Here is a 13,031-nt window from a genome sequence, read left to right as displayed (position 1 = left end):
GGCAGCGGGCCCGCACGGGCCGCGGGCCTGCTCAGTGCTGCTCGACGGGCTGACCGGCGGCCGGGCGGTGGTAGCCGTCGTTCAGGCGGCTGAACTGCGCCTCGCGTTCGGCATCGACGAAGGCCTGCAGCGCCTCGAAGCTCCTGCCCTGCACGCTGGTGTCGTGCAGCAGCACGATCTGGCCGATCAGGCCCCAGTCGGCGGCCTCGCCGACACACCAGACGCTGGCCTGCGCCGGCAGCGGGGCCAGCAGCGCTTCCGGCAGCCGCTCGGGCTCCACCGCCTGCAGCAGGGCGCGTTGCGGCCAGCGGTCCAGCGGCGCACCGGCCTCGGCTGGCGGCCACCAGGCCAGCAGCCGCAGCGCGCCGAAGGTTTCCACCACCGGGCCGGAAGGGCCGTCGCGCACCTCGGTGCTGGCCGCCGCCACCTGCTTGACGGCCGCCACCCAGGCCCCGGGCTGCCACTGCGCCAGCAGCCGCGGGTGGGTGACCACCGGAGCCACCTGCGGCGCGGGCTGCCAGTCCAGCTCGACATCCGTGACCTCGGTCGCGGCCCAGCGGGCGGCCCGGCGCGCCACCTTGCGGCCGACGGCATCCAGCTCGACCGCGGCGACGGGCGCGTCCAGCACCGGCTGCAGGCGCGGCAGTCGCAGCGAGGGCGGCTCCTGCGCGGCGCCGCGGCCCGGCACACCGCCCGGCTGCCACCCGTCCAGCAGGCGCATCAGCTCGGCGTCGGTGGGGCGGTTGCCGCGGTCGGCGCGCCAGCCGTCCAGCACGCGGGTCGGGTCCAGGTCGTCGTCGCGGTCCATGGCTTGCAAGGGTGGATCAGGCTTCGGCCGGTGTGTCGGCCGTGGCCGGGGTGGGCTGCTCGGTGGCGGCGCCCGGCTCCTCCAGCGCATCGTCGCCGTATTCGGTGCGGAAGGCGCCGGCGTCCAGGCCCTGCTCCTGCAGCCAGCGCACCATCACCGCCTCGTAGCCATGGGTGACGATCACGCGCTGGGCGCCGGTGGCGGCGATGGCGCGCTGCAGGCCCGGCCAGTCGGCATGGTCGCTGAGCACGAAGCCGCGGTCCACCGAGCGACGACGCCGCGCGCCGCGCAACTGCATCCATCCGCTGGCAAAGGCATCGCTGTAGTCGCCAAAGCGGCGCAGCCAGGGCGAGCCCTGCACCGAAGGCGGCGCGATGACCAGCGCCCGGCGCATCTCCGCCTTGGGCAGCTCGGTGGCCGAAAAGGTGGCTGGCAGCGGCACGCCGGCGGCGCGGTAGGCGACGTTGAGCGTCTCCACCGCGCCGTGCACCACAATGGGTCCGATCGACGGATCGACCCCCGCCAGCATGCGCTGGGCCTTGCCGAAGCTGTAGCCCATCAGCAGGCTCGCGCGGCCGGCCTCGGCATTCGCGGCCCACCAGCGGTTGATGTCGTCGAACAGGCTCACCTGCGTGGGCCAGCGGTAGATCGGCAGGCCGAAGGTGGATTCGGTGATGAAGCAGTCGCAGCGCACCGGCTGGAACGGCGCGCAGGTGACGTTCAGGTCGCCGGGGCCCTCGCCGTGCATCGTGGTGTCGCCGGCGACGAAGTAGTCGCCCGAGGCCACCCAGACGCGGCCGCGGTGCTCCAGCCGCACCTGGGCCGAACCCAGCACATGCCCGGCCGGGTGCAGGCTGATGCGCACGCCGCGGTGTTCCACCGCCTCGCCCCAGCCCAGCGTCTGGAGGTCGATGTCCTCGCCCAGGCGGGAGCGCAGCACGCCGGCGCTGTCGTGCGAGGCCAGGTAGTGAGCGTGGCCACGGCGCGCATGGTCGGCATGGGCATGGGTGACGATGGCGTGCGACACCGGCCGCCAGGGGTCGATGTGAAAGTCCCCCGGCGGGCAATACAGGCCATCGGGCGTGGCCACCACCAAGTCGTCGTGCATCGTCGCATTGTGACGACGAAGCGGCCGCCGCTTGGTGACGATGGGATACTGAAACCGCTCGTTGACGCCCCGATGACCACTTTGGAACCCACATTGCCGACCCCGCTGCGCCTTGGCGAGGAGCCGATGACGCCGCTGCAGATCCTGTTCAGCCTGCGCGGGCGCGTGCCGCGCAAGGTCTGGTGGCTGTATGGCGTGCTGGCGCCCATTGGCATGGGTGCGCTGGCCACGGTGCTGCTGCGCATCGTGGGCATGGGCGCGCAGCAGACGGACGAGCTGGTGAACCTGCTGCTGCTGTGGCCGGTGGTGGCGGTGTCGGTCAAGCGCTGGCACGACCGCGACAAGTCCGGCTGGTGGGTCTTCATCACCCTGGTGCCGCTGATCGGCTGGCTGTGGGCGCTGATCGACAACGGACTGCGCCGCGGCACCCGCGGCGCCAACCGCTTCGGCGACGACCTGACCGAGCGCTTCTGACGCCGGCCCCGGCCGGGCCGACTCGGCTCAGTACAGCCCGGTGATGCCGCCCACGCGCAGGTACAGCCGCGCGCAGCCGGCCACGAAACCGCGCTGCACATTGGCCCACACGCCTCGGCGCACCGATGGTGCCGTCACCTCCCGCGAGGCGGCCACGGCCTCGTCGAACTGCGCCGCCAGCCCGCTGGCAAAGGCCCGGTCGTGCACCACGACGTTGGCTTCCAGGTTGAGCAGCAGCGACAGCGGATCGATGTTGGAGCTGCCGACCGTCGCCCAGTGGTCGTCCACCACCGCCACCTTGGCATGCAGGAAGGCCGGCATGTATTCGTAGATGCGCACGCCCTGGGCCAGCAGCTCCGCATACAGCACGCTGGCGGCCAGCGCGGCAAAGCGGTAGTCGGGCCGGCCCTGCAGCAGCAGCCGCACCTTCACGCCGCGGCGCGCCGCATTGCGCAGCGTGCGCCGGAACTGCAGGCCGGGGTAGAAGTACGGCGACACCAGGTCGATGCGCTCGCGCGCCTGGCGGAAGGCGTCGATGTACGCGCGTTCGATGGCCCGGCGCTGGCGCAGGTTGTCCCGCACGACGAAGGCCGCGCGCACCGGCGGCAGGCTGTGCAGCGGCGGCACGGCCGAGGCCCGCACCGGCGGCCCGAGCCGCATGCGGCGCACGATCTCGCGCACCCGCTGCACCGGCTGGGGGCTGCGCGCGGCGGCCATGGCCTCGTCGCGCCAGTCACGGCCGAAGGCGGCGCGTGTCCACACCGCGCGCGCCGTGTGCTCGATGGGCAGCACCACCGGGCCCTGCACCCGGACGGCAAAGTCCAGCCGCGGCGCATCCAACGTGCCGTGGCCCAGGTCAGGCGATCGTCCAGCACGTTGATGCCGCCGACGTAGCCCACGCCGGAATCCACGACGCACAGCTTCTGGTGCAGCCGGCGGAACTGGTCGGGCTGCATCCAGGAGCGCCAGCCCGCCATCGGCCGGTACACCACCAGCCCGACGCCGGCCGATTCCAGCCGCTGGCGCAGCACCGGCAGCGCGGCGGCGGAGCCGAAGCCGTCCACCACCACCCGCACCCGCACGCCGCGCCGGGCGGCGGCCTCCAGCGCCTCCATCACGCACTGGCCGGCGCTGTCGTCATGGAAGATGTAGGTGGCGAGCCACACCTCGTGCATCGCGCGGCCGATGGCCTCGCACATGGCCGGGAAAAGCATGTCGCCACCGCGCAACAGTTCCACCTCGTTGCCGCCGGTGAACAGGGCCCGCGGCAGGCTGTACCAGTGCAGCGGGTCTTCGTGGGGGCGGGGATCAGGCAAGGTCGAACTCGGCCACCAGCGGCAGATGATCCGACATGCGGGCCCAGCCGCCACCACGCGGCACGAAGGTGGAACGGCAGGCCAGCCCGCGGGTGTAGAAGCGGTCGAGCGCGAACACCGGCACCCGCGACGGGAAGGTGAGGCACTTGGCCTCGCGCGCGCCGGCCTCGCGCGCGCGCAGCAGGCCGCAGTCGGCCATCGGGCCGTCGAGCTTCTCGCCCCAGTCGTTGAAGTCGCCGGCCACCACCACTGGCGCCTCGGGCGGCACCGCCTCGCTGATGTACTCGGCCAGCCGCCGCGCCTGGCGCACGCGGCTGGCATGCATCAGGCCCAGGTGCACGGTGATGGTGTGCACCGTCAGGCCGTTCCAGTGCACCGGCACGTGCAGCAGGCCGCGCTGCTCGAAGCGGTGGTCGCTGACGTCGTGGTGGCCAATGTCGCCGATGGGCCAGCGCGACAGGAGCGCATTGCCATGCTCGCCGTCGCGCGTGATGGCGTTGGTGCGGTAGGCCACCTCGTAGCCCTGCGGCGCCAGGAAGTCGGCCTGGCCGCCTTCCGGCCAGCCGAAGGAGGTGCGGGCGAAGGCGCGGGCCTCGCGGTGGTTGAACAGCCGCACTTCCTGCAGGAACACCATGTCGGCGTCCAGCGCCTCCACGCCCTGGCCCAGGTTGTGGATCTCCAGCCGCTTCAGCGGGCCGACGCCACGCACGCCCTTGTGGATGTTGTAGGTGGCCGTCCGCAGCCGGCCGAGCGAGCTGGCCGGTGGCAACAGCGTGGACTGCAGCGGTTTGAGCGTCATCCTTCAGGCAAAACGCGGCAGTTGCAGGATGGCCTCGGCATTGCTGGGCGAGAAGCAGCGATCGGCCGCTTCCTGCCAGGGCAGCCAGGCCAGCGCGGTGTGCTCACGCGGGCTCAGGGTGATGGGTGTGCCCGCGGGCACGCGCAGGCCGAAGACATGCTCGGTGTTCTGCGTCACGCCCGGGGCATAGCGGTGCCGCCACACCGGGTAGATCTCGTACAGGTTGGCCAGCTGCCAGTCGCGCAGCGCCGTCAGCGGCACGCTGTCGCTGCCGACGACGATGCCGGTTTCCTCGAACACCTCGCGCACCGCGGTCTCGGTCAGCGGTTCGTCCAGCGAGTCTTTCGAGCCGGTGACGCTTTGCCAGAAGCCGGGCTTGTCGGCCCGCTCGATCAGCAGCACCTCCAGCGCCGGCGTGTGGATCACCACCAGCACCGATTCGGGGATCTTGAACGGACGCGGTGTCTCGGCGGCAGTGGGAGGCATCGGCGTAGAGAGGCGGGCGGAGCGGCCAGTCTAGCCACTCCGCCGCCGGGCGGGACGCTCAGGCCTGCGCCGGCTGGTTGTTGCGCAGGCGGATGTGCAGCTCGCGCAGCTGCTTCTCGTCCACCGGGCCAGGGGCGCCGGTCAGCAGGTCCTGGGCACGCTGGGTCTTGGGGAAGGCGATCACGTCGCGGATCGACTCGGCCTTGGTCATCAGCGTGATCAGGCGGTCCAGGCCGAAGGCCAGGCCACCGTGCGGCGGCGCGCCGTACTGCAGCGCGTCCAGCAGGAAGCCAAACTTCAGCTGCGCTTCCTCGGGCCCGATCTTCAGCGCGTTGAACACCTTGCTCTGCACCTCGGCCCGGTGGATACGCACCGAGCCGCCGCCCAGCTCCCAGCCGTTGAGCACCATGTCGTAGGCCTTGGCGATGCACTGGTCGGGCGCCGTGTCCATCAGGTCTTCATGGCCGTCCTTCGGCGCAGTGAACGGGTGGTGCACCGCCACCCAGCGGTCGCCTTCCTCGTCGTGCTCGAACATCGGGAAGTCGACCACCCACAGCGGCGCCCAGCGGTCCTCGAACAGGCCCTTGGCGCGGCCGAACTCGCTGTGGCCGATCTTCACGCGCAGCGCGCCGATGGCGTCGTTCACCACCTTGGCCTTGTCGGCGCCGAAGAACAGCAGGTCGCCGTTCTGCGCGCCGGTGCGCTTGAGCACCTCGGCCAGCGCGGCATCGTGCAGGTTCTTCACCACCGGGCTCTGCAGGCCTTCACGGCCCTTGGCCAGGTCGTTGACCTTGATCCAGGCCAGCCCCTTGGCGCCGTAGATCTTCACGAACTCGGTGTAGCCGTCGATCTCGCCGCGGCTCATCTCGCCGCCGCCGGGCACGCGCAGGGCCACCACGCGGCCGCCCTTGGTGGTGGCAGGCGTGGAGAACACCTTGAAGTCCACGTCCTTCATCACCTCGGTCAGCTCGGTGAATTCCAGGCCCACGCGCAGGTCGGGCTTGTCGGAGCCGAAGCGGTGCATCGCCTCGGCATAGGTCATCACCGGGTACTCGGGCAGCTCGACGCCGATGGTCTTCTTGAACACCTGGCGGATCATGTTCTCGGTGATCGTGCGGATCTCGCCTTCGGTCAGGAAGGAGGTCTCCAGGTCGATCTGCGTGAACTCGGGCTGGCGGTCGGCGCGCAGGTCCTCGTCGCGGAAGCACTTGGTGATCTGGTAGTAGCGGTCGAAGCCGGCCACCATCAGCAGCTGCTTGAACAGCTGCGGGCTCTGCGGCAGCGCGAAGAACATGCCGTCATTGACGCGGCTGGGCACCAGGTAGTCGCGCGCGCCTTCGGGCGTGCTCTTGGTGAGCATCGGCGTCTCGATGTCGATGAAGCCGTTTTCGTCCAGGTACTTGCGCACCTCCATCGCCACGCGGTAGCGCAGGATGAGGTTGTTCTGCATCAGCGGGCGGCGCAGGTCCAGCACGCGGTGCGTCAGGCGGGTGGTCTCGGACAGGTTCTCGTCGTCCAGCGGGAACGGCGGCGTCACGCTGGGGTTCAGCACCTCCAGCTCATGGCACAGCACCTCGATCTTGCCGCTGGTGAGGTTGGCGTTCTCGGTGCCGGCCGGGCGCGGGCGCACCAGGCCCACCACCTTCAGGCAGAACTCGCTGCGCACGCCCTCGGCCGTCTTGAACATGTCGGCGCGGTCGGGGTCGCACACCACCTGCACCACGCCCTCGCGGTCGCGCAGGTCGATGAAGATGACGCCGCCATGGTCGCGGCGGCGGTGGGCCCAGCCCATGAGGGTCACGGTCTGGCCCATCAGGGCTTCGCTGACGAGGCCGCAGTAAGTGGTTCTCATAAAGATCTCTCCGGAATGCTTGGCGGTTCTGGCGGGCGCGTCGGCGCCCAAAGGCGGGAAGTGAGGCTCTGGCGGCGGGCGGGCCGCAGGGGCTGGGCGCTTGCCAGGCGCTCAGCCCGCCAGATTTCGCTCCACCTCGGGCGCGGGCGGCTCGGCCGGCGTGGACGGCAGCACCGCCACCGGCGTCGCGGGGGCGCCGGCGGCACCACCGGCAGCGCGGAGGCCGACAGCGGCGGCGCCACCACGCCCATCGAGATGATGTATTTCAGCGCCTCGTCCACGCTCATGCGCAAGGCGATGACCTCGCTGCGCGGCACCATCAGGAAGAAGCCCGAGGTGGGATTGGGCGTGGTGGGCACGTACAGGCTCACATGCTCGCCCGACAGGCGCGCGGCCACCTCGCCGCCAGGGCGGCCGGTGATGAACGCGATGGTCCAGGCGCCGGCGCGCGGGTACTGCACCAGCACGGCTTCGCGGAAGGCGTTGCCATTGCTGGAGAACAGCGTGTCGGAGACCTGCTTGACCGAGCTGTAGATCGACTTGACGATGGGGATGCGGTGCAGCACCCGGCTGCCCTGGCGCAGCGCCCACTGCCCGGCGAAGTTGGTGGCGAACACGCCAGTCACCAGCAGCAGCACCACCACCACGAGCAGGCCGAGGAAGGGAATGTCGCGCAGCGTCTCGATCGGGCCATGCAGCGCCGTGGGCAGCACCGCCTGCGTGGTGCTGAGGATCCAGCCGAACACGCCGTCCATCAGGCCGAGCACGGCGTGCAGCACCCACACGGTGACCGCCATCGGCAGCCACACCAGCAGGCCGGCGAGCAGGTACTTTTTCAAGGCAGGCTTTCGGGACGCGACGCTCAGCTGGCGTCGCTGCCGCCACCGCCGGTGCTGCCACCGGACGAGGACGGCGCGGCCGCGGCAGGCGCGGCGGCAGCAGGCTTGGCGGCTTCAGCCGCGGGTGCTGCGGCGGCGGCCGGGGCACCCTCGCCCGCCGACACGGCCGGCTTCGTGGTGCCGCCCGAGCCGTTGCGGAAATCGGTGACGTACCAGCCCGAGCCCTTCAGCTGGAAACCGGCAGCCGTGACCTGCTTCTCGAACGCCTGCGCACCGCAGGCGGGGCAAGTGGTCAGCGGCGGGTCGGACAGCTTGCGCAGAACGTCTTTCGTATGGCCGCATTCGGCACAGCGATAGGCGTAGATCGGCATGACAAACCCTTGGAATGAGCGCTTTGACGCAAAAAAACGGAACCCGCGATTCTAACGGCCGGGCGGGCCCTGGCGCCTACAGCCGCTGCGCGAGCTGCACCCCCAGCGCACCGATGCCGAAGCCGATGCCGCCCCAGATGACGGCCAGCAGCAGCCGGTTGGTGCGCCGCTGCTCGGCCACCAGCTCGCGCAGCGCGCGCGCCTCCTCCGCATGGGCGGTGGCCTTCAGGCTCTGGTGCAGCAGCCGCGGCAGCTCGGGCAGCAGCTGCGCATAACGCGGCGCCTCGTTCTTCACCCGCTCCACCAGGCCGCGCCAGCCGATCTGCTCGTTCATCCAGCGCTCGAGGAAGGGCTTGGCGGTGGCCCACAGGTCCAGGTCGGGGTCGAGCTGGCGGCCGAGGCCCTCGACGTTCAGCAGCGTCTTCTGCAGCAGCACCAGCTGCGGCTGGATCTCCACGTTGAAGCGGCGGGAGGTCTGGAACAGCCGCATGAGCACCTGGCCGAGCGAAATGTCCTTCAGCGGGCGGTCGAAGTGCGGTTCGCACACCGCGCGGATGGCGCTCTCCAGCGCATCGATGCGGGTCTCGGGCGGCACCCAGCCGCTTTCCACGTGCAACTCGGCCACGCGCTTGTAGTCGCGGCGGAAAAAGGCGATGAAGTTCTGCGCCAGGTATTCCTTGTCGTTCTCGGTCAGCGTGCCGATGATCCCGAAATCGAGCGCGATGTAGTTGCCGAAGGTCATCGGCGCCAGGCTCACCTGGATGTTGCCCGGGTGCATGTCGGCATGGAAGAAGCCGTCGCGGAACACCTGGGTGAAGAAGATGGTGACGCCGTCGCGCGCCAGCTTCTTGATGTCCACGCCGGCGTCGCGCAGACGCTCCACCTGGCTGATGGGCACGCCGTGCATGCGCTGCATCACCATCACCGTGGGGGTGCACAGGTCCCACACCATCTCCGGCACCATGCACAGGCCCAGATCCTGCATGTTGCGCCGCAGCTGGGCCGCATTCGCGGCCTCGCGGATCAGGTCCAGCTCGTCATGCAGGTAGATGTCGAATTCCGCCACCACTTCCCGGGGCTTCAGCCGCTTGCCGTCCACGCTGACGCGTTCCACCCAGCGCGCCAGCCGGTGCAGCAGGGCCAGGTCGTCCTCGATCACGTCGAGCATGCCCGGGCGCAGCACCTTCACCGCCACCTCGCGGCCGGATAGCAGCGTGGCGAAGTGCACCTGCGCAATCGACGCGCTGGCCACCGGCTCGGGATCGAAGTGCAGGAATGCGGCAGACAGCGGCTTGCGCAGCGCCCGCTCCACCAGCGACATCGCCAGTTCGCCGGGAAACGGCGGTACGTCGTCCTGCAGCTTGGCCAGCTCGTCGGCCACGTCGCGCGGCAGCAGGTCGCGGCGGGTCGACAGCACCTGCCCGAACTTCACGAAGATCGGCCCCAGGCGTTCCAGCGCCATGCGCAGCCGCGCGCCGCGTGGCGCGTCGAAGCGGCGCCCCAGCGTCACGATGCGCGCGATCCAGCGCACCCAGCCCTGCCGGAAGCCCGACAGGGCGATGTCGTCCACCCCGAAGCGCAGCAGCGTGACGACGATCAGCAGCAGCCTGGCCAGGCGCCTCATCGGGCGGCCGCGCTCACAGGCGCCCCGCGCGCCAGCGCGCGGCCCACTGGGCGCCGGTGCCCACGGCCAGTTTCAGGCCGCGCGCCAGGCCGCGGCCGACGGTGGCCACCTCGTGCGCCAGGCGCGGGTCGATCACGCGGGCCAGGTCCGCCTCGATGTCCCAGCGCACGTTGTCCACCAGCCAGTTGACGTCGGCCGCCAGGGCGGCGTCGCCCTGCACTTCCATCGGCACCCGGCCGCCCTGCGCCAGCTGGCCCAGCAGCTCCAGCGGTCGGCTGGCATCCACGCGCACCGTCAGGTCGGCCAGCTCGGGCGCGCCGACATCGGGCGTCCACTCCAGCAGGCCGGCGGCACTGATGTGAAACAAAAGTACGGGCGGAGCGGGCATGAAACGCGGCCACTCGCGCCACTGCACGCCAATCGTGCGCCCCACGTGCTGGCGCAGGCGCTCGGTGGCCACCGGCTCGGCGGACAGCACATGGTTGAGCATCAGCACGACACGTTCAACCAGTGCCGGGGCAAGAAGGGCTTGAAGGCTCTGAAACATCCTTCGATTGTAGGGAGCGCCGTGGTCAACCCCCGGCTACAGGTGGAGGCAGAACCGTCAAGGAATTGAGCGAGAATGTTTTTTGGCCGGTGAAGGACGAAGAGCGAGTCGTCACCCACTCGCACCGGTAGAGCGGCAAGCGCGCAGCGCGCGTGCCTTGAGCCGCCCCCCAGACCATCCCAACATGTTCGAAGACCGCAGCTACACGAGAAGGTTCTACAGCGCACCGCAGTCCGTCACCTCGTTCATCGCTGCCTTCCTGGAGCCGGTGATCACGGTGCTGGTGCTGCTGATTGCCACCACTGCGTTCGACGTGGACGTTGGTCGCGCCGATCTGGTGCTGTGCCTGCTGGTGTTCGCGCTTACCTTCCCGGGCCGCAACCGTTTCAAGGACGCCGGCATCGCCGCGGCCACCGACATCTTCAGCTCGTGGATCACGCTGCTGGCCATCCTGGCGCTGTGCGGCTACGCCACCAAGAGCTTCGGCTACTTCGAGGAGCGGGTGCTAATCGCCTGGGCCGTCATCACGCCGGTGGTGCAGTGGCTGGCGGTGGTGGCGGGGCGCAACGTGCTGCGCCGCCATGCCGCGCAACCCGAAGCCCGGCGCAAGGCGGTGGTGGTGGGCGCCGGCCCGCTGGGCGTGAAGGTGGCGCGCGCCCTGATGGAAAACCGGGACCAGGGCAGCGACTTCGTCGGTTATTTCGACGACCGTGCCGACGAGCGTGTGGACGGCGGTGCCGCCGGCCAGTTGCTCGGCCGCCTGGCCGCGCTGGCGCCCTATGTGCACGAGCACGGCATCAAGGAGGTGTACATCACGCTGCCGTTGGGCTCGCAGCCGCGCATCCTGCAGCTGCTGGAGAGCGTGCAAGGCACCACCGCTTCCATCTTCTTCGTGCCCGACGTGTTCGGCATCAGCATCATCCAGGGGCGCCTGCAGGACATGAACGGCATTCCGGTGGTGGGCATCTGCGAGACGCCCTTCACCGGCACTAACGAGCTGGTCAAGCGCATCAGCGACATCGTGCTGGCGTCCATCATCCTGGTGCTGATCTCGCCGATCCTCATCGGCCTGGCCATCGGCGTGAAACTCAGTTCCCCCGGCCCGGTGATCTTCAAGCAGCGCCGCAACGGCCTGGATGGCGAGGAGATCATCGTCTACAAGTTCCGCTCGATGCGGGCGATGGACAACGGCACGGTGGTCAAGCAGGCGCAGCGCGGCGACCCGCGCATCACGCCTTTCGGCGCCTTCATCCGCAAGACTTCGCTGGACGAACTGCCGCAGTTCATCAACGTGCTGCAGGGCCGCATGAGCATCGTGGGGCCGCGCCCGCACGCGGTGGCGCACAACGAGGAATACCGCAAGCTGATCAAGGCCTACATGGTGCGCCACAAGGTCAAGCCGGGCATCACCGGCTGGGCCCAGGTCAACGGCCTGCGCGGCGAGACCGAGACGATCGAGAAGATGCAGCAGCGGGTGGAGTACGACCTGGAATACCTGCGCAACTGGACGCTGGGCCTGGACCTGCAGATCATCGTGCGCACCGTGCGGGTCATGCTGTTCGACCGCAATGCGTACTGAACCCCAGAACGACGACATCAGAAGGAGAACCGCCATGGTGCTGCGGCCCCAGAGATTGCTTCCGCTCGCCGCCGCGCTCTGCGCCGCCGGCGCTGCGCATGCGCAGAGCACGCCTTATTACGTCGGCGTGTCGCAGACGTTCACGAACGAATCGAACATCTATCGCTCGCGCAACAACGAGGTGTCGGACACCATCTCGTCCACCGCGTTGTTTGGCGGGGTCGACCAGATGATCGGCCGGCAGCGGGTGTACGGCAATGCCACCGTCAGCGCCAACCGGTTTACCGACAACGGCGACCTGAACAATACCGGCTACGGCCTGAAGGCCGGGCTCGACTGGGCCACGATCGAGCGCATTTCGGGCAACCTGGAGCTAAACGCCAATCAGAGCCTGGCGCGCTATGAAAACGCGATCGGCAGCACGGACAAGAACGAGTTGCGCGACCTGCAATTCCGCGCGACAGCGCGTGTCGGCGTGGTGACTCGCCTGACTGCCGAGACCACCTACAGCTATCGACGCGTTGACTACTCGCTGGACGCCTACCGCGCCCGCAACTACGACCAGAACGCGGTATCGGGCGGCTTGCGCTACCGCTTCAGCGGCGGGTTGTCCGCCGGTGCCGCGCTGCGGTTCACCAAGGGCGAGTACCCCGACCGCACTCCGGTCGATGAGTACGACCGCCGTGACATCGACTTCACCGCTACCTGGATACCCACGGGCAACAGCAGCATCAACGGCCGCATCAGCCTGAGCGACACCAGCCATTCCAGGCCACGACCGCCGACTTCAACGGCGTGACCGGTGACATCAGCTGGGACTGGCGCCCCACCGGCAAGCTGCGCTTCGTGACCACGCTGTCGCGCGACACTGGCGAGGAAATCAGCCTGCTGGGCGGATCGGCGGACCAGGTGCTGTCCAACAGCCGCGTCAGCACGTCGATCGGCACCCGGGCCACGTACGAAGTCACGTCGAAGGTGACGGCCGATGCCAGCGTGCGGTATGTGCACCGCAAGCTCGATGCGGCCGTTGGCGCCCTCTCTGCCGACGGCGGCGACAACACCCGCTTCGTCAACGTCGGTGTGCGTTGGGCGGCGATGCGCTCCGTCACGCTGGGCTGCAGCCTGGGCTATGAGTCGCGCTCATCGTCTTCCGCGCTGTCGGCACCGTACGACACACGCACCGCGAGCTGCTTCGGCCAGTTTGCGCTGCAGCTGTAAGGCGCACGCC

General features: G+C 69.6%; 13 protein-coding genes and 2 pseudogenes. 4 read left to right on the top strand and 11 right to left on the bottom strand.

Annotated elements, in window-relative coordinates:
* Positions 1 to 31 precede the first annotated feature (31 nt).
* Both LRS14_RS16675 and LRS14_RS16670 read right to left on the bottom strand, forming a co-directional pair.
* Entirely contained in the window at positions 32 to 808 is a 777-nt protein-coding gene (locus LRS14_RS16675) for a hypothetical protein (RefSeq protein WP_257800229.1), read from the bottom strand.
* A gap of 16 nt (positions 809 to 824) precedes the next feature.
* Positions 825 to 1,916: a ligase-associated DNA damage response exonuclease gene (locus LRS14_RS16670; protein WP_257800228.1), complete on the bottom strand. Its 1,092-nt coding sequence runs from the start codon at positions 1,914 to 1,916 to the stop codon at positions 825 to 827.
* Positions 1,917 to 1,988: 72 nt separating this feature from the next.
* Between LRS14_RS16670 and LRS14_RS16665 the strand changes: the two genes are divergently transcribed.
* Positions 1,989 to 2,390, top strand: a complete 402-nt coding sequence (locus LRS14_RS16665) for a DUF805 domain-containing protein (protein WP_052736036.1) — start codon at positions 1,989 to 1,991, stop codon at positions 2,388 to 2,390.
* Positions 2,391 to 2,417: 27 nt separating this feature from the next.
* Here LRS14_RS16665 and LRS14_RS16660 read toward each other — a convergent pair whose 3' ends face one another.
* The 9 genes and pseudogenes from LRS14_RS16660 to LRS14_RS16620 all read right to left on the bottom strand — a co-directional run bounded on the left by LRS14_RS16660 (position 2,418) and on the right by LRS14_RS16620 (position 10,173).
* Positions 2,418 to 3,230, bottom strand: a complete 813-nt coding sequence (locus LRS14_RS16660; RefSeq protein WP_257800501.1) for a phospholipase D-like domain-containing protein — start codon at positions 3,228 to 3,230, stop codon at positions 2,418 to 2,420.
* Between the two features lie 92 nt (positions 3,231 to 3,322).
* Positions 3,323 to 3,565 (bottom strand): annotated as a pseudogene (locus LRS14_RS16655) (phospholipase D-like domain-containing protein); the annotation flags it as partial.
* A gap of 133 nt (positions 3,566 to 3,698) precedes the next feature.
* Complete coding sequence (locus tag LRS14_RS16650; protein WP_257800227.1) at positions 3,699 to 4,505, bottom strand: endonuclease/exonuclease/phosphatase family protein; 807 nt, start codon at positions 4,503 to 4,505, stop codon at positions 3,699 to 3,701.
* 3 nt (positions 4,506 to 4,508) lie between these two features.
* Positions 4,509 to 4,991 (bottom strand): dihydroneopterin triphosphate diphosphatase, encoded by a 483-nt coding sequence (gene nudB, locus LRS14_RS16645; RefSeq protein WP_257800226.1) that lies wholly within the window; start codon positions 4,989 to 4,991, stop codon positions 4,509 to 4,511.
* Between the two features lie 58 nt (positions 4,992 to 5,049).
* Positions 5,050 to 6,843 (bottom strand): aspartate--tRNA ligase, encoded by a 1,794-nt coding sequence (gene aspS, locus LRS14_RS16640; protein WP_257800225.1) that lies wholly within the window; start codon positions 6,841 to 6,843, stop codon positions 5,050 to 5,052.
* Positions 6,844 to 7,058: 215 nt separating this feature from the next.
* Positions 7,059 to 7,682: pseudogene (locus tag LRS14_RS16635) on the bottom strand (DUF502 domain-containing protein); the annotation flags it as partial.
* Positions 7,683 to 7,705: 23 nt separating this feature from the next.
* Positions 7,706 to 8,053, bottom strand: a complete 348-nt coding sequence (locus tag LRS14_RS16630; protein ID WP_257800224.1) for an FmdB family zinc ribbon protein — start codon at positions 8,051 to 8,053, stop codon at positions 7,706 to 7,708.
* A 76-nt stretch (positions 8,054 to 8,129) separates the two neighbouring features.
* The gene (ubiB, locus tag LRS14_RS16625) at positions 8,130 to 9,677 is read right to left on the bottom strand and encodes a ubiquinone biosynthesis regulatory protein kinase UbiB (protein WP_257800223.1); all 1,548 of its coding nucleotides are present in this window, start codon (positions 9,675 to 9,677) and stop codon (positions 8,130 to 8,132) included.
* A 13-nt stretch (positions 9,678 to 9,690) separates the two neighbouring features.
* Positions 9,691 to 10,173: a hypothetical protein gene (locus LRS14_RS16620; protein WP_404977561.1), complete on the bottom strand. Its 483-nt coding sequence runs from the start codon at positions 10,171 to 10,173 to the stop codon at positions 9,691 to 9,693.
* Positions 10,174 to 10,408: 235 nt separating this feature from the next.
* On the opposite strand from LRS14_RS16620, the gene LRS14_RS16615 reads away from it, so the two are divergent.
* The 3 genes from LRS14_RS16615 to LRS14_RS16605 are packed head-to-tail and all read left to right on the top strand — an operon-like array spanning position 10,409 to position 13,021.
* Complete coding sequence (locus tag LRS14_RS16615) at positions 10,409 to 11,803, top strand: undecaprenyl-phosphate glucose phosphotransferase (protein WP_257800222.1); 1,395 nt, start codon at positions 10,409 to 10,411, stop codon at positions 11,801 to 11,803.
* A 34-nt stretch (positions 11,804 to 11,837) separates the two neighbouring features.
* Positions 11,838 to 12,602, top strand: a complete 765-nt coding sequence (locus LRS14_RS16610) for a hypothetical protein (protein WP_257800221.1) — start codon at positions 11,838 to 11,840, stop codon at positions 12,600 to 12,602.
* Positions 12,599 to 13,021, top strand: a complete 423-nt coding sequence (locus LRS14_RS16605) for a hypothetical protein (protein ID WP_257800220.1) — start codon at positions 12,599 to 12,601, stop codon at positions 13,019 to 13,021. The genes LRS14_RS16610 and LRS14_RS16605 overlap by 4 nt, the downstream gene beginning before the upstream one ends.
* The last annotated feature ends 10 nt before the right edge of the window (positions 13,022 to 13,031 follow it).

It is taken from the genome of Aquincola sp. J276, assembly GCF_024700035.1.
In the GTDB taxonomy this organism is placed as follows: Bacteria; Pseudomonadota; Gammaproteobacteria; order Burkholderiales; family Burkholderiaceae_C; genus Aquincola; species Aquincola tertiaricarbonis.
Note: the sequence above shows the minus strand (reverse complement) of the source record. Positions and strands in the feature narration are given on the sequence as shown.